The 16,064-nt window shown below is 58.7% G+C and carries 17 protein-coding genes and 1 pseudogene; 12 read left to right on the top strand and 6 right to left on the bottom strand.

All coding sequences use genetic code 11. The annotated features are described in order from the left end of the window. The first annotated feature begins 12 nt into the window (after positions 1-12). The 5 genes from OKC28_RS06155 to OKC28_RS06175 all read left to right on the top strand — a co-directional run bounded on the left by OKC28_RS06155 (position 13) and on the right by OKC28_RS06175 (position 2,946). Positions 13-714: a YggS family pyridoxal phosphate-dependent enzyme gene (locus OKC28_RS06155; RefSeq protein WP_270688184.1), complete on the top strand. Its 702-nt coding sequence runs from the start codon at positions 13-15 to the stop codon at positions 712-714. 90 nt (positions 715-804) lie between these two features. Then, entirely contained in the window at positions 805-1,629 is an 825-nt protein-coding gene (proC, locus tag OKC28_RS06160; RefSeq protein ID WP_270688186.1) for a pyrroline-5-carboxylate reductase, read from the top strand. Positions 1,630-1,657: 28 nt separating this feature from the next. Continuing rightward, on the top strand, positions 1,658-2,209 hold the full coding sequence (locus OKC28_RS06165) for a YggT family protein (protein ID WP_005320477.1): 552 nt from the start codon (positions 1,658-1,660) through the stop codon (positions 2,207-2,209). Beyond that, complete coding sequence (gene yggU / locus OKC28_RS06170; protein WP_005320479.1) at positions 2,209-2,508, top strand: DUF167 family protein YggU; 300 nt, start codon at positions 2,209-2,211, stop codon at positions 2,506-2,508. The genes OKC28_RS06165 and yggU overlap by 1 nt, the downstream gene beginning before the upstream one ends. Positions 2,509-2,526: 18 nt before the next feature. Further along, entirely contained in the window at positions 2,527-2,946 is a 420-nt protein-coding gene (locus OKC28_RS06175; protein WP_005320482.1) for a DUF4426 domain-containing protein, read from the top strand. 68 nt (positions 2,947-3,014) lie between these two features. Here OKC28_RS06175 and OKC28_RS06180 read toward each other — a convergent pair whose 3' ends face one another. Both OKC28_RS06180 and OKC28_RS06185 read right to left on the bottom strand, forming a co-directional pair. After that, positions 3,015-3,314, bottom strand: a complete 300-nt coding sequence (locus OKC28_RS06180) for a hypothetical protein (protein ID WP_059112460.1) — start codon at positions 3,312-3,314, stop codon at positions 3,015-3,017. Between the two features lie 109 nt (positions 3,315-3,423). Next, positions 3,424-5,028: pseudogene (locus OKC28_RS06185) on the bottom strand (peptide ABC transporter substrate-binding protein). A 181-nt stretch (positions 5,029-5,209) separates the two neighbouring features. Here OKC28_RS06185 and OKC28_RS06190 point away from each other — a divergent pair. Next, positions 5,210-5,917 (top strand): ParB-like protein, encoded by a 708-nt coding sequence (locus tag OKC28_RS06190; protein WP_270688190.1) that lies wholly within the window; start codon positions 5,210-5,212, stop codon positions 5,915-5,917. A 55-nt stretch (positions 5,918-5,972) separates the two neighbouring features. On the opposite strand, the gene OKC28_RS06195 is transcribed toward OKC28_RS06190, so the two are convergent. After that, positions 5,973-6,635 carry a CatB-related O-acetyltransferase gene (locus OKC28_RS06195; RefSeq protein WP_270688192.1) on the bottom strand — a complete coding sequence of 221 codons (663 nt, stop codon included), beginning with the start codon at positions 6,633-6,635 and terminating at the stop codon, positions 5,973-5,975. Between the two features lie 305 nt (positions 6,636-6,940). On the opposite strand from OKC28_RS06195, the gene OKC28_RS06200 reads away from it, so the two are divergent. Continuing rightward, positions 6,941-7,369: a DUF2753 family protein gene (locus tag OKC28_RS06200; protein ID WP_005320494.1), complete on the top strand. Its 429-nt coding sequence runs from the start codon at positions 6,941-6,943 to the stop codon at positions 7,367-7,369. Positions 7,370-7,372: 3 nt separating this feature from the next. On the opposite strand, the gene OKC28_RS06205 is transcribed toward OKC28_RS06200, so the two are convergent. Further along, positions 7,373-8,122, bottom strand: coding sequence for an enoyl-CoA hydratase-related protein (locus OKC28_RS06205; RefSeq protein WP_059169410.1), 750 nt, complete (start codon positions 8,120-8,122; stop codon positions 7,373-7,375). Positions 8,123-8,211: 89 nt separating this feature from the next. Here OKC28_RS06205 and OKC28_RS06210 point away from each other — a divergent pair, with 89 nt between their 5' ends. The 3 genes from OKC28_RS06210 to OKC28_RS06220 all read left to right on the top strand — a co-directional run bounded on the left by OKC28_RS06210 (position 8,212) and on the right by OKC28_RS06220 (position 10,073). Further along, the gene (locus tag OKC28_RS06210; RefSeq protein ID WP_270688195.1) at positions 8,212-8,652 is read left to right on the top strand and encodes a copper chaperone PCu(A)C; all 441 of its coding nucleotides are present in this window, start codon (positions 8,212-8,214) and stop codon (positions 8,650-8,652) included. A 92-nt stretch (positions 8,653-8,744) separates the two neighbouring features. Next, positions 8,745-9,374 (top strand): TIGR04219 family outer membrane beta-barrel protein, encoded by a 630-nt coding sequence (locus OKC28_RS06215; RefSeq protein ID WP_096118869.1) that lies wholly within the window; start codon positions 8,745-8,747, stop codon positions 9,372-9,374. A gap of 21 nt (positions 9,375-9,395) precedes the next feature. Then, on the top strand, positions 9,396-10,073 hold the full coding sequence (locus tag OKC28_RS06220; protein WP_005320501.1) for an SDR family oxidoreductase: 678 nt from the start codon (positions 9,396-9,398) through the stop codon (positions 10,071-10,073). A gap of 225 nt (positions 10,074-10,298) precedes the next feature. On the opposite strand, the gene OKC28_RS06225 is transcribed toward OKC28_RS06220, so the two are convergent. Continuing rightward, positions 10,299-11,210 (bottom strand): LysR family transcriptional regulator, encoded by a 912-nt coding sequence (locus OKC28_RS06225; protein ID WP_058395309.1) that lies wholly within the window; start codon positions 11,208-11,210, stop codon positions 10,299-10,301. Between the two features lie 217 nt (positions 11,211-11,427). On the opposite strand from OKC28_RS06225, the gene aguA reads away from it, so the two are divergent. Beyond that, positions 11,428-12,525: an agmatine deiminase gene (gene aguA / locus OKC28_RS06230; protein WP_270688198.1), complete on the top strand. Its 1,098-nt coding sequence runs from the start codon at positions 11,428-11,430 to the stop codon at positions 12,523-12,525. A gap of 279 nt (positions 12,526-12,804) precedes the next feature. Continuing rightward, positions 12,805-14,508 (top strand): amidase, encoded by a 1,704-nt coding sequence (locus OKC28_RS06235; RefSeq protein ID WP_270688200.1) that lies wholly within the window; start codon positions 12,805-12,807, stop codon positions 14,506-14,508. 296 nt (positions 14,509-14,804) lie between these two features. Here the strand turns inward: OKC28_RS06235 and OKC28_RS06240 are convergent, their stop codons facing one another. Further along, a complete protein-coding gene (locus tag OKC28_RS06240) occupies positions 14,805-15,545 on the bottom strand; it encodes a DUF2971 domain-containing protein (RefSeq protein ID WP_270688202.1) in 741 nt (246 codons plus the stop codon). Positions 15,546-16,064 lie beyond the last annotated feature (519 nt).

Here is a 16,064-nt window from a genome sequence, read left to right on the forward strand (position 1 = left end):
CACTAACGAAATATGAGCCAGATTGCCCAGCACCTGCTTCAGGTAAAGGAACGTATTGTACAGGCCGCTCGCCGGGCGGATCGCTGTGTCGATCACATCAACCTGCTTGCGGTCAGCAAAACCAAGCCGCTTGAGGCCATTCGCGAGGCTTATGCCGCCGGTCAGCGACGCTTCGGTGAGTCCTATGCCCAGGAAGCGGCGACCAAGATAGATACACTGCGCGAGCAAGCCGTCTGTACAGACATAGAGTGGCACTTTATCGGCCCCTTGCAATCGAACAAGTCCAGGCTGGTGGCCGAACGGTTCGACTGGGTACAGAGCGTGGATCGTGACAAGCTGATCGAGCGTCTCAACAACCAGCGTCCAGCCGGGTTGGCGCCGCTAAATATCTGTCTGCAAATCAATATTAGCGGAGAGAGCAGCAAATCCGGAACGTCGGAGCAAGAGATTTTCCGGCTGGCCGAGCTGGTCTCCCGCAGTGAAAGGCTGGTATTGCGGGGGCTGATGGCCATTCCGGAACATACCAGTGACGAAGCGGTATTGGCTGCCCAGATGGTGCGTATGCAGACTCTGTTCACCGAGCTTGCGCAACAATACCCGAGCGTCGATACCCTCTCGATGGGGATGACCGAGGATCTCGAACTGGCCATCGCCCATGGCAGCACCATGGTGCGGGTCGGTACCGCCATCTTCGGTGCCCGTGACTATTCATAAGCAAGACCACCTGATGCAATATGGAACCCTCGCCTTTATCGGCGCAGGCAGTGCAGGTGTTTGCAGCCATTTCATCCACAGGAGTGTTTGATGCAGCAGAGAATCCTCGCCTTTATCGGCGCAGGCAATATGAGCCGCAGTATCATTGCCGGCCTTGTCCAGGCGGGTTATCCGGCCGAGCGTATTATCGCCGCCAATCCCAGCCGCCCCAAGCTGGATGCGCTGGCAAGCGAATATGGCATTCGCATCACCCAGAATAATGCCGAGGCGGCCCGCGAGGCCGACGTCATAGTGCTGGCGGTCAAGCCCCAGCTGATGGCGGGCATGCTGAGTGCGCTGGTCGGTGAGCTGGGGTCCCTTGAGGGCAAGCTGCTCATCTCCATCGCGGCCGGCATCAAGGTGGCCCGTCTTGGCGAGATGGCGGGCGGTCACGCTCGCATCATCCGCACCATGCCCAATACCCCTTCTCTATTGGGGTTGGGCATGACGGGTCTCTATGCCCCACCTGGGGTTGAGCAAGCCGACCGCGACGTTGCCGAGCAGATGATGCAGGCCGTGGGCAAGACCCTCTGGACAGCGCAAGAGTCCGGCATCAATGGCGTGATAGCGGCGGCCGGCAGTGCACCTGCCTACTTCTTCCTGTTCATGCAGGCGATTGCCGAAGAAGCGGAGGCCATGGGCTTCAACCCCGAGCAGGCCCGCCTGCTGGTGCAGCAGACAGCCCTTGGCGCCGCCGCCATGGTGGAGCAGAATCCCGATTTGTCGCTGCAAGCCCTGCGCGAGCAGGTGACCAGCAAGGGGGGTACCACAGCCGAGGCCATCAAGACATTCCAGGAACAGGGGCTGATGCCGCTGACCGCTCACGCCATGCAGGCAGCCGTTGCACGGGCTGCCGAGATGGAAACTCTTTTCTGAACACTCTTCTCTTACCGCTGGAGCTCAGATGAACACCGCTTACTTTCTGATTAACACGATTTTTGATATCTACCTCATGGTGGTGCTGCTGCGCGTCTGGTTGCAGTGGGCCCGCGCCGACTTCTACAACCCCATGAGCCAGATGGTGGTCAAGGTGACCAATCCGCTGGTGATACCGCTGCGCCGGGTCATTCCTGGCTTCGGTGGGGTGGACATGGCCTCGGTGCTGCTGGCGATTATCATTGCCTTCGCCAAGCTGGCGCTGCTCAAGAGCATGAACGTGCTGCTGGCCGACTGGCTCACCATCAGCCTGTTTGCCGCCCTGACAGTGCTGAAAAAAGCGGGTTCCATGATCTTCTGGGTACTGTTGATCCGTGCCATCCTGAGCTGGGTCAGCCAGGGTCGCAACCCCATCGAGCACGTGATGCACCAGCTGACCGAGCCCTTCCTTGCCCCTATCCGCCGCATCCTGCCGGCCCTGGGCGGGCTGGATCTCTCCGTGCTGGTCGCCTTTATCGGGCTGCAGGCCATCAACTATCTGCTGGGTGATCTGTTCGGCCAGCTGTGGTGGATGATTTGATGCCAGCCGTCCTGCGGGAAGGGGATGAGCTGATATTGCATCTGATGATCCAGCCCAAGGCGAGCCGGGATCAGATCGTCGGATTGCACGGAGACGAGTTGAAAGTGGCCATCACGGCGCCGCCGGTGGATGGCCAGGCCAACAGCCACTTGATCAAGTACCTGGCCAAGCAGTTCAAGGTGGCCAAGGGACAGGTTCGCATAGTGCGCGGGGAGCTGGGACGGCACAAGACGGTTGCCATCGAGTCGCCCAGGCAGATCCCCGCCGAGATCCATGCCCTGCTGGAGACTCAGGGATAACACGAGAAGGATGACACCATGAAAACAGCCTGGATAAGCTGCCTGCTGGCACTGCTGATGACGTTGCCGCTGCGGGCGGAACAGATGAAGGAGCTGGGGCCCTGGCAAGTGCACTACAGCGCCTTCAACTCCAGCTTCCTTACTCCTGACGTGGCCAAGGCCTACGGTCTGGAGCGCAGTCGCTACAACGGCATCATCAATATCGCGGTGCAGAACAAGCAAGGGGTGGCACAGGCGGTGGGGATCACGGGCGAGGCTAAGAACCTCACCGGCACCCTGCGCACCCTGACCTTCCAGGAGGTCAAGGAGGGGGACGCCATCTATTATCTGGCTGTGCTGCCCTATCGCAACCAGGATACCTACCAGTTCACCTTGAAGATCATGGGGGAGGGGCAGCAACAGACGCTCACCTTCCAGCAGACCTTCTACGTCGACTGAGGCAAGTGTCTCGCTCGATAAATGAAAAAGCCCCGAACTCAGGTTCGGGGCTTTTTCATTCGGCTGATTCAGCTTGCGGGCGTGAAGTCGTGGATCTCCCCTGGTCTCGGGTTGAAGCGTGGATCCTGATCCTGATGATGCGTCGCCCACTCCATGGCCTGACAGAAGCTCTCCTGCTTGGCAAATTCGTCGCGCATCTGATCGATGGCCCGCTCGGCCTGGCGTCGCTCCATCTTGCTGGCATTGCGATCGCTGAATTGCTGGTGCTGGGTCAGCATCCAGTCCGTGAACGCCTGACGGCATTGTGACTCGCTCGCAGCGTGGGCAGGCAGTGTGACCAGCAGGGGGATCATCAATAAGAAACGCATAACAAACCGGATAAGAGAGTGGGGGTTGATGGAAAGGGCGGCATTTTATGCCTAAAACGTGAGCATGAACAGCCCTGAATGGGGGCCAGTCAGGCTGGCCCCCGCATGATCAGTGCTTGATGAGGTAGAGCTGGCGGCTATAGGCCACGTCTTCCGGGTTGTTGATGGGATACCCCTTGAGCCAGGGTTTGATCAGCCGTGCATTGGTGTACTGATAGATGGGGGCGATCGGCGCCTCATCTTGCAAGATGGACTCGGCTTCGTCGAACAGGCGGGCTCGCTCACCGGGATCCCGGCTCTTGGCCGCTTGAGTCAGGATCTCGTCGTAGCGTGCGTTGGCAAAGCGGGCCATGTTGCCACTGTGTCGGGAGCCCCACAGGCTGAGGAAGGCGGAAGGATCGTTGTAATCGGCCACCCAGGAGGAACGGATCACCTCGAACTGACCGCTCTGGCGGCTGTCGAGATAGGTTTTCCACTCCTGATTGGTGAGCTCGACTTGCGCCCCCAGTTTCTGCTTCCACAGGTTGGCGATGGCCAGTGCCATCTTCTTGTGGATCTCGGCGGTGTTGTAAAGCAGGGTCAGCTTGAGCGGCTTGGCCGGGCCGTAACCGGCCTCCTTGAGCAGCGCCTTGGCCTTCTCATCTAGCGCCTGCTGGCTGCTGCTGGAGAGCAGGTTGGCCTTGGGTTCAAAATCGGCCGTCACATCCGGCGTGAAGCGATAAGCCGGTTTCTCGCCAGTGCCCAGTACCTTGGCGGCAATGAGGCCGCGGTCGATGGTGTAGGAGAGCGCCTTGCGCACCCGCACATCGTTCAGCGGTGGCAGCTGGGTATTGAAGGCGTAGTAGTAGGTGCCGAGTTGATCCGGGGTATGGACCTCACCCGGGATCTGCTGCATCAGCTTGTGATACTACTCCTTGGGGAAGGATTCCGTGATGTGCAGATCCCCTGCCAGGTAGCGATTGGTGGCAGCGGTTTCCTGGTTGATGGGGACGAAGGTGACCTTGGTCAGCACTGTATGAGCCCTGTCCCAGTAATGGGGATTGGGGGCCAGCTCCAGCTTCTCGTTCACCACCCGTTGGCTCAGCACGAAGGCGCCGTTGCCGACCAGCTTGCCCGGCTGGGTCCACTGGTTGCCGTACTGTTCCATGCTGGCCTGATGCAGGGGTGACAGGCTGGGATGGGTCAGCAGGCTCAGGAAATAGGGGACTGGCTGGGAGAGGGTCACCTGCAGCGTGTGCTCGTCAAGGGCTTTTACCCCGAGCGCCTCGGGCGGCAGCTTGCCAGCCACTATCTCGTCCACCTTGGTGAAGTGAGCCAGCTGGGCAAACCAGGCGAAGGTGGCGGCCTCCTTTGGATCAACCAGCTTGCGCCAGCCGTAGACGAAGTCGGCAGCCTTGACCTTGTCACCGTTGGACCAGCGTGCATCCGGTCGCAAATGGAAGGTAAACTGCTGATTGTCCTTGTTGTCCCACCGCATCGCGACGCCGGGCAGCACCTTGCCATCCGGTCCCTGGGTCAGCAGTCCCTCGTAGAGGTCTCGCAATACCTGCAGTTCGGGCAGGCCGACCAGCTTGAGCGGGCTCAGGCTTGCCGGTTCATCTTTCAGGTGACGCACGACGGCCTGTTCGGCGGCGAGTTGGGTGCCGGGCGGAACATCGGCGGCCTGGACACAGGCACAACCCAGCAGGGCCAGCAAGGGACTCCATCCTTTCATGGTTAATCCTTCAAATAGTGTGAAGCGGGGAGAAAACTCGGCGAGAAATGATCGCCGGCAGACGGGAAATCATGATATCCCCTTTGCTGGTCAGACCGCCAGTATGAGTCCCGGTATTTCAGGGACGGTATGGAACCTTATTTGACCCGCTGATCTGCGATCAGGGGAAGAGGAGTGAACGATGAGAGCATGGATCCTGCTGGCCTTGGCCATCAGTCAGGGCGCCTGGGCGCTGGCGCCTTGTGAGCGCGAGACTCAGGTCGGCAGCTGGTGCGAGGTGAACATAGATCAGTTGCATCCAACCCAGGGCGGTGTTGGCCAGATCCAGGTCGACAATACTCAGGCAGAACTGGCGGGCAAGAGCGCTAAGCGGCTTGATAAAGTGATGAAAAAGAAAGAGATCCCCATCGTCATAGCACCGGATGGCGGCTACTGGCTGGTGGACAGGCATCACCTCACCAAGGCGCTGTGGCAACTGGGGGTGAAGCAGGCCAGGGTCAAGGTGATAGCGCGGCTGCAGGACAAGTCCAGCTTCTGGAGCCAGATGCAGGGCAATCACTGGGCCTGGCTCAAGGATGAGAAGGGGTCCCCCCTGACACCGGAGCAGTTGCCTGCCCATATCGGCGACTTGCCCGATTACCCCTACCGGACTGTGGCGGGCATGCTGCAGGATGCGGGCTATTTCGAGAAGCGGGATCAGGTCTATTTTGTCGAGTTTGCCTGGGCCAGCTGGCTCGGCCAGCAGCTGAACTGGCTACCGGTCGATGGCGCCAGCTTGATGGAACGCCTCAATCAGGCCAAACGGCTGGCGTGCAGCAGCAAGGCCAGTGATCTGCCCGGTTATCCCGGCAAGCAGTGTCGGGTCAACCAGTCACGCAGCGGCAGCTGAATCAGGGGAACAGCAGGTCGAGTAAGGGGTGCCCGGGCGCCCCTTACTCGTGTTTTTACTCCTGTTCGGCTGAGCGCCAGCGAGCGGCGGCCTGTTCCAGCAGCGCCACCTCTCCTTGCTGGATCAGCGGCAGCAGGGCTTGCACCTGCTCATCCGGCCAGTCCCACCAGGCCAGCGCTTGCAGCCGTGTTGTTTCTTGCACAGCAAAGCGCTGGCGGATCACCCTGGCGGGCGTACCCGCCACCATGCAGTAAGGTGGCACGTCCTGTGTCACCAGGCTGCGGGCGGCGATAATGGCGCCATCCCCGATAGTGACCCCCGGCATTATCATGGCGTCCATCCCGATCCAGACATCGTTGCCGATACGGGTATCGCCGGCGGGGCGGTAGCTGCGCTTGAGGGCATCCAGATCGGCAAACGGATAGGTGCTGATAAACGCCGGGTTGTGAGTGTGGTTGCCTCCCATGATGATCTTCACGCCCGCGGCGATTTGCACATAGTCGCCGATATGGAGCCTGTCTATGTGCCAGAGCGGCTCCCAGCCGGTGTCGGGTGATAGGCTCCAGCTGTCACCGTGCAGATAGCGCACGGCCTCCTCTTCAAAAGGACCGTCCCAGGCCCCCGAGTAGTAGCTGTGCTGCCCCTTGAGGCGGATGTTGGGATTGGTCACCGTCAGATGCAGGTACTCGACCTGCGACCAGTGTTGGCAGTGCTTCATGGCTGTGTTCCTCGTTCAATGGATAAAGGGATAAATGGCGCGAGGAGCGCAGCTAATAGATCCAGACCAGCAGGCGGGGCACGCACAGTGTCGAGCAGCCCAGCACCTGGGGTAAACGGGGTCGCAACATGAAAAGGGGATCCTGACAGTGGAGGCCAGATGATGGGACCGGATGGTAAGACATGAGAAGGGCGATGCCAACCGGTTGAACGCCTTGCTGGTTAAATCCTGCACAAAAGGTCCGGTTGATATTCATTCTCAACTGGGCATGATAAGGATCCCACCCATAGACTCGGGAGATCAGCATGACCCATCATATCTGGCAGCGTTACATGCTGGAGGCGGAAAACGCACTGGGCGCGGGGGCGCTGGGTGCGGCCATTTGCCTCTATCAGCAAGCCCTTGCCGAAGTGTACGAACTGGCCAGCGATGATCTGGATGAGCTGGCCAGCATGCGGGTGGCAACTTGCCATCGACTGGCGGATTTCTGGCGCGCCATGGAAGAGCCTGCCTATGAGCTGCGCTACCTTAAACTTGCCTCCGAGCTGGTGACGGCACTGGTGCCCCAGTGCCCGAACCGGGAGTGCGAGTCCCTTGTCAGCGAGCTGGGTTGCTGCCAGGCGGCGCTCATCTCCTTCCTCAAGCGCCACCCCAATCCCGAGATCGCCCGACTGATCCAGCTGCAGGACAAGGTACAGGGCTGCGAGCTGATAGGCCGGTTTCGTCTGAACTGAGGATCAGGCCCTGGGTTTGAGCCTTTGCGCGATCCTGTGTTGCGCCTCTTCCCCCTGCAAGGCGAGGGAGAAGGCGCGCGCCTCCAGATCGATGACGAAGTGCACCGCCTGTTTCAGTTCCTGTTTGAGCAGTGCCTTGCTCTTTTGCAGCGCCTTGGGCGGCTTGGCCGCCAGCTTCAATCCCTGATCCCGAGCCAGTGCCAGCAGCTCGTCGGCGGCAACTACCCGGTTGGCCAGACCCAGGCGCAGTGCTTCATCAGCATCGATGGCCTCGGCCAGCAGCAAGAGTTCCGCCGCCTTCAGATGACCCACGGCGCGGGGCAGCAGCAGGCTGGAGGCAAACTCCGGCACCAGCCCCAGTTCGACGAACGGCAGTTGCAGCCGGGCATTATCCCCCAGATAGACAAGATCGCAGTGCAGCAGCAAGGTGGTGCCGATCCCGACGGCAGGGCCACCGACGGCGGCGATGACGGGCTTGGGAAAATCCGCCAGTGTGTGCAGGAACTGCAGTATGGGGTCATCGGCATCCAGGCTGGATTTGCCCATAAAATCGGCCAGGTCATTGCCGGCGGTGAAGCAATCGCTTTGTCCCTGTATCAGCAACACGTGTACGGCGTCATCTTGTGTCGCTTGCCGCAGTGCCTGAGTGAGCGCACGATACATGTCGGTATTGAGGGCATTGCGCTTGTCGGGGCGATTGAAGGTCAGGGTGAGCAAGCCATCCTGCTGCTCGGCAACGATAATGGGGTCCATGTCTAAATCCTTGTTATCACAGGCTGCCAAAAGATTACTGCTGCGGTAAGCTTCACGGCGTTTAATAACATCATAAAAGGATTTCAACCATGTTTAAACGTGCGTTTTACTCCCTGCTGGTGCTCGGTCTTGCCGCACCGGCCCTGGCCAAGGTCGAAGCCGTCGATGGTTATGTGCGGCTGTTGCCTCCGGGATCCCCCAATACCGCGGCTTTTCTGGTGCTGAAAAATGACGCCGACAAGCCGGTGAAGCTGGTGGCCGCGGCCTCGCCCGAGGTGGGGCGCGCCGAGCTGCACACCCATCTGCATGAAAATGGCGTCATGAGAATGCGCCAGGTCGAGAGCATAGCGATCCCGGCCAAGGGGGAAGTGGCACTGAAACCCGGCAGCTTTCATGTGATGTTGTTCGAGGTACGCGAGTTGTCACAAGGCACTCCTTTCCCGCTGACCCTGACCATGGATGATGGCCAGACGCTGGAATTGAGCCTGCCAGTGAAGCCGATTGAACCCATGGCAGGGATGCAGCACTGACATTAATGGACGCTTGTTCAGCTTTTTGCACTGTGTATTCCCGCCACACTGGGTAAAATGATGGCCTTTCCAGTCCATAAGAGAGTGAAATGATGAAGAAGACCTTGATTGCCGGTTGTGTGCTGGCCCTGTTCAGCCAGGCTGCCATGGCCGCTGATGACTGGCGTATCGCTGCCGGTGCCGATGTATGGAATGCTCAGGGCAGCGGCCAGATTGACGGTATCGGGGCCAACGGCAGCTATGACGAGAACTACAACTGGAGCGGCTACCTGCAACTGGAGCACGGTATCATTCTGCTGCCCAACGCCAAGTTCGAGATCTCCGATTTCGGTACCAGCGGTGGTGCCCTCAACAACGATCTGACGGCCTACGACCTGAGCCTCTACTATCGCCTGTTCAACAACGACCTGTTCCAGATCGATCTGGGCCTGACCGGTCGTCGTTACGATGGCGATTTCAACACCCAGCACTACTCCTATGACAAGGATGTGCTGATGGCTTACACAGGTGCTGAAGTGCGCATTCCGGGTACCGGCTTTGCCGCCTTTGGCGATGCCCGCGTGCAGGATGCCGACAACTATGACTACCGTCTGGGTGGCTCCTACAAGTTCGCTGCCGTACCTCTCAAGGTCCGTGCCGGCTGGCGTGATGCGAGCATGGACTTCGATCGCGTTGATCAGCGTGTAGATGGCTGGTTCATCGGCGGCGAATTCACATTCTGATCTGACTGACAGGAGCTGATAATGGGTCACATCATAGTGACGGGGGCCGGGTCCGGTCTGGGCCGAGCCCTGACCATAGGACTGGTTGAACGGGGCCATCAAGTCTCCATGATGGGGCGTCGTTATCAGCGACTGCAGCAGCAGGAACTGCTGCTCGGGAGCGCCGTGATCGGCATAGTCGCCGATCTGGCGCACCACGAAGACGTGGATGTGGCGTTTGCCGCTGCCGTGGAATGGGGTGGTCTGCCGGAGCTGGTGCTGCACTGTGCCGGCACCGGCGAGTTCGGCCCGGTTGGTGTCTACACCGCCGAGCAGATCCGCCGGGTGATGGAGAGCAATCTGGTCTCCACCATACTGGTGGCCCAGCAGACGGTACGTCTCATCGGCGAGAGGGGCGGCGTGCTGGCCAATGTGCTCTCCTCCGCTGCTCAGGTAGGCAAGGCCAACGAGAGTCTCTACTGTGCTTCCAAGTGGGGCATGCGCGGCTTTCTGGAGTCCTTGCGTGCCGAGCTCAAGGATTCTCCATTGCGACTGGTGAACCTCTATCCGAGCGGGATCCGCAGCGAATTCTGGGACAACACGGATCACGTCGACCCGAGCGGTTTCATGACACCGGAAGATGCGGCCGCCTATATGCTGGATGCGCTGGAAGCCAGAAGCAGCTGTCACGTGACCGACCTCTTTATCGGTCGCAACTAGGCCCCATTGTCAGCCAGTACGCCACTGCTGTGATGCACTTCCAGGCCCGCTGCCCACCTCTGGGCAGCGGGCCTTATCACAAGCGCCCAGATGGCGCATCGAGTTGCCTCACGTCAAACACGGGCTGCTTCTCCTCGAATTACTTGCTTCCCACCGCCTGCCAGGCGCCCGTTCAACCCCTTCCCGCTACGCCAATCTCACCAACATCATTTGCACGCCTGCTGTTTATGGCGGGCTCACCAGTTCCTTCATCAGGTCTTTCAGCCATATCAGTGCGGGTTGCTGTGCATGCACCGGGTGCCAGACGCAGTTGAGGTGGTAATCCGGTACATCCGCAGGCAGGGGCAGGCTTTTCAGCGGCCAGTGGTTGGCGAGCAGTTCGGCCACCATGCTGGGCAGCACCAGCAGGTGGTCGCTCTGGCTGACGATGGTCGCTGCCGACATATAGCTCTGGCTGTTGACCGAGATGGTGCGGCTGTGACCCAGGGTGCTGAGGTAGCGATCCAGACTCGCCTCCGAGGTGCCCAGCGGCGAGTGGAACACATGGGGCATCTCGATAAGCTGCTGCAAGGTGATCCGCTCCTCCTCCAGCTCCAGGGTGGCGCGCACCAGACCGGCCAGGGGCTCGGTGAGCCAGGTCTCCTTGCCCAGATACCTCGGCACCTGCATGTATTCGTCAAACCCCAGCACCAGATCGATCTCGCCGCTCGCCAGCTCAGCTTCCGGCAGCGTGTCGCGCAGTATGCGGATCTCTATGGTGACGCCGGGTGCCAGCTTCTTGAGGCGCTGCATAAGCGGCGGGATCAGCACGCACTCCACATAGTCAGTGGTGCAGAGCACGAAGCGCCGTTTGGACTGGCTCGGTTCGAACACCTCCTCGTCGCTCAGCTGTTGCTCCAGCAGCCGCAGCGCCTGCTGTACCCCCAAATGCAGTCGCTGGGCGCGGGGGGTGGGCAGCATGCCTTGCGGGGTTCGGACCAGCAGCGGGTCGCCAAAAAAGGTGCGCAGCCGGCCGAGGGCGTGGCTCATGGCGGGCTGACTGATAAACAGCGCTTCGGCGGCGCGGGTGACGCTGCCCTGTGTCATCAGGGCGTCAAAGGCGAGCAGCAGATTGAGGTCGAGCTGGTGCAGTTTCATGGAGGGATTATTTGCCTTGTTTATGGGACAATCCATCCTATTCATTTGATGGATGTGAGCGCAACTTCTTACACTGCGGCCACACTCATTTTTTCCCGGGTGCGCCAGGCGGTTGCGCAGCCGATGACCAACTGGTGGGCCGTCCGGCACGCTGCCGGGGCGATCGACCGCCCGTTTCCCCTCTTACCGGCCCAGTGAGGCCCGCAAGGATATTGCGATGAGCATCAAGACTATTGACTCCACCCCTGCTGCTGACGGTTTCACCATGCCCGCCGAGTGGGCACACCAGCAGGCCGTCTGGATGATCTGGCCGTTTCGCCCGGACAACTGGCGTGAGGCCGGTCGCTTCGCGCAAGCCACCTTCGCCAAGGTAGCCGATGCCATAGGGCAGGCCACTCCTGTCTTTATGGGCGTGCCCGCCCAGTTTATGGAGCAGGCCCGCGCCATCATGCCCGCTCACGTGACCCTGGTCGAAATGGCCAGCGATGACTGCTGGGCCCGCGACACAGGCCCGACCATAGTCACCAACGCTGCTGGCGAGTGCCGTGGCGTGGATTGGGGCTTCAACGCCTGGGGCGGCCACAAGGGCGGGCTCTACTATCCCTGGGATCAGGATGAAAAAGTGGCGGCCCAGATGCTGGAACAGCACGGCATGGATCGCTACGACGCGCCGCTCATTCTGGAAGGGGGCTCCATCCACGTCGATGGCGAAGGCACCTGCATGACCACAGCCGAGTGCCTGCTCAACGAAAACCGCAACCCGCACCTGACTAAGGAGCAGATCGAAGCGCACTTACGCGACTATCTGGGCGTGAAGAGCTTTATCTGGTTGAACGAAGGCGTCTACATGGACGAAACCGACGGCCACATCGACAACATGTGCTGCTTTGTGCGTCCGGGTGAAGTGGCCCTGCACTGGACTGACGATGAGAACGATCCCCAGTACGCCCGCTCCCTGGCCGCCCTCAAGGTGCTGGAAGCGGCGGTGGATGCCAAGGGCCGCAAGCTGAAAGTGTGGAAGCTGCCCCAGCCGGGCCCACTCTACTGCACTGAAGAGGAGTCTGCCGGTGTCGAGAGCGGTACCGGTGTGCCGCGCGAAGCACAAGGTCGTCTGGCCGGTTCCTATGTGAACTTCCTCATCACCAACGATCGCATCGTCTATCCGCTGCTGGATGCCGCCACCGATGGCGAAGCCCAGCGCATTCTGGAAGAGATTTTCCCGCAGCATAAAGTCGTCGGCGTACCGGCTCGCGAGATCCTGCTGGGCGGTGGCAATATTCACTGCATTACTCAGCAGATCCCTTCTGGCAAATAAGAACCGGGTGACGCTCCTGCTGCGAGGTCGTGATCAAGGCTCATGTGCTGCTTGCTTATGTGAAACCGAGGGCTCACGTATGTTTATACGCTCCGGTTCCTGCGCGGCTCTTCACCTTGCTGACGGCCTCTCGCGACGGGTCGTAAACCGGTTTACGCCAGCCGAGGTTGGTATTCAAAACCCCACGCCGTGGGGTTTTATCTCTTGCTTGCGTGATGGTCTAAGGCGCTGATGCGGCGACCATCATTACAAAAAGTCACCCTTTTACAGGAGATCCAAATGATCGAAGTGACAGAGGTTTCCATTGCCGAGCTGCGCGGTGCGCTCGAATCAGGCCGCACCACAGCGGTCGAACTGGTCAAGGCCTATCTGGCCCGGATCAAAGCCTACAATGGCCCCGAGACTGACACCAAACTCAACGCCGTCGTGGTACACAACCCCGACGCGCTGAAAGAGGCGCAAGATTCTGATGCCCGCCGCGCCCGTGGCGAAACCCTGAGCCCGCTAGACGGCATCCCCTACACCGCCAAAGACAGCTATCTGGTCAAGGGGCTGACCGCCGCCTCCGGCAGCCCGGCCTTCAAGGATCTGGTGGCCCAGCGCGATGCCTTTACCGTTGAACGCCTGCGCGCCGCCGGTGCCATCTGCCTTGGCAAAACCAATATGCCGCCGATGGCCAATGGCGGCATGCAGCGCGGCGTCTACGGCCGTGCCGAGAGCCCCTACAACGCCGACTACCTGACAGCGCCGTTTGCCTCCGGCTCCTCCAACGGTGCCGGTACCGCCACCGCCGCCAGCTTCTGTGCCTTTGGTCTGGCGGAAGAGACCTGGTCGAGCGGCCGTGGCCCGGCCTCCAACAACGGCTTGTGTGCCTACACACCATCCCGTGGCGTCATCTCGGTGCGCGGCAACTGGCCGCTGACCCCGACCATGGACGTGGTGGTGCCCTACGCCCGCACCATGGCCGATCTGCTGGAAGTGCTCGATGTGGTGGTGGCTGACGATGCCGAGACCCGTGGCGATCTGTGGCGCATGCAGCCCTGGGTCAAGATCCCCAAGGCCTCAGATGTGCGTCCGGCTTCTTATCTTGAGCTGGCAGCCAAGCCTGATGCCCTCAAGGGCAAGCGCCTCGGCGTGCCGCGCATGTTTATAAACAAGGATGAACTGGCCGGCACCAGCGATAACCCCGGCATCGGTGGCCCGACCGGCCAGCGGATCCATACCCGTCCGTCGGTGATCGCCCTGTGGGAAGAAGCACGCAAGGCGCTGGAAGCCGCAGGCGCGATCGTTGTCGAAGTAGACTTCCCGCTGGTCTCCAACTGCGAAGGGGACAGACCCGGCGCGACGACCGTGTTTAATCGCGGCATCGTGAGTCCGGAGTTTCTCAGCGACGAGCTGTGGGAGCTCTCCGGCTGGGCGTTCGACGACTTCCTGCGCGCCAACGGCGATCCCAAGCTTAATAAGCTGGCGGATGTTGATGGCCCCCAGATCTTCCCCCACGATCCGGGCACCTTGCCGAACCGAGAGGGGGATCTGGCGGCCGGCATGGACGAGTACGTCAATATGGCCAAGCGCGGCCTCAAGCGTTTTGACGAGATTGCCTCCGTGCCGGACGGCCTGCACGGTCTGGAGAAGACCCGCAAGCTGGATCTGGAAGACTGGATGGACGAGCTCAAACTCGACGCAGTGCTCTTCCCCACAGTCGCCGACGTCGGCCCGGCGGATGCGGATGTGAATCCGGCCTCCGCCGATATCGCCTGGAGCAACGGCATCTGGGTCGCCAACGGCAACCTCGCCATCCGCCATCTCGGCGTGCCGACCGTTACCGTCCCCATGGGGGTCATGGCAGATATCGGTATGCCGGTGGGGCTGACCTTCGCCGGTCGCGCCTATGACGACAATAACTTGCTGTGCGTTGCCTCGGCCTTCGAGTCCACCGGCAGCAAGCGTATGGTGCCGCCGCGGACACCGCCGTTGGGGTGATTGCCATTTGGAGTTAAAGAGCCTGGGTTGTCCGGTGATAATAAAAACCCACCCGCATTGCGGGTGGGTTTTTATTTTTAGTGCAGGGCGACTCGAGAACTAACCATACTTTGGCGATTGACTAATTGGCGAAAAATTCGGGATGTTTACCGTCCCACTACATTCATCTAAATGACGGTGATATACGAATTTTATCCAGCAGCTTCTGCTTGACAGTGCATTTGGTTGTTATCCATAGCTAATGGACGTTTGAGCCGGCTTTACAATAATTGAGATCTCGATATTTGTATGGCATCTTATTTTCGATTATAAACGCGAAAATCCTTATGCGAAAGCCAAGGTGTAGAATTAGAATAACTGATTTGCTCGAACTGAATCCCATCTTTAAATGTGACTTGGAATACTGAACGTTGATCTTCCTCAGTGGTATCAGTGCCAAAAACGATGCCGCTTAAAGCGTTGCCAAATTTAAGGAACTGGTTTTCAGTAGAGTCAATATACATTAAATAGCGGAATTCATTTTCATCTCGCCAATCCAAAGATTTTTCAAAAATCAGTTCATTGTTGTATTCGTCGATGTGTTGACGAACATATTCTTTGATTCCAATCTCTTTTAGCAGTGGATAGTTCAAAGTGTAAGGGCTCTTAAATATATCCCCTTTCAATAAAGTGTTTTTGTATTTAATGTCACTTGCATATAAATCTGCTATAGAGCTATATTGTTCTTTTAAAAGAGTTTCAATGCGTTGCCTATCGAATATTAGACAGGCGCCTTTATGATTGTTCCCATATTGAGCCCACATTCTTGGCTTTGCAAAGCCCCTAAGATATATATCATTCAAAAAATCTTTTCCTAAATGTGGCATGTCTTTGGTAAAACAAAGAACCTTACATTTTGTTTTTATTTCGTTTGATATTTCTTGCCATAACTCAATTAATTCATCATGAGAAGGCGATATATGTTCTAAAATATGGAAATCAAATTTCCAGTTTTTTGACTCCTTGGGGTCATTGGTTCCTCGTAGGGAGTTAAACATTAGTGTTCTGTCTTCTAAAATGTAATTTATAGCTGTGTGAGTACTAGTGTAGTGATACAAGTACTTATTATGATCTCTCAAATGTTGAAACATATATCGCCTTTAGAGTTACAAAAATTGTTTAATGAAGGGGATTATAATGCAGGAATGATGCAGGGCAGTAGATTAGAGAAGCGGATTCTGACGATCGAGAAAAGGGCCGTAGGTTCGAATAGCGAAGCGTATTCGGACGATCGCGAAAGGTGGCCGAGAAGCCGCTGGTATCCAGAGTTTACTGTCGGTCTTGCCGTAACTCGGTGCGCGGCGGTATGCGGACGATTACGCTGCGCTAATCGTCCCTACGTGGTTTGGGGCTGGCCTGCTATATCGTGTCTTGCGGGATTGGTGACGACACCCCCTCCGACGTCCCCCAGACTTCACCTTCTCTTCACACAACCCCATTTTCCCCTCACAAATCCCCCGTATCTTCTGCCCACTGCGTAAAGGGCCCGGCTTGTCACAGGGGTGACGAGGGGCGCT

It is taken from the genome of Aeromonas sp. D3, from assembly GCF_027705025.1.
GTDB lineage: Bacteria > Pseudomonadota > Gammaproteobacteria > Enterobacterales > Aeromonadaceae > Aeromonas > Aeromonas salmonicida.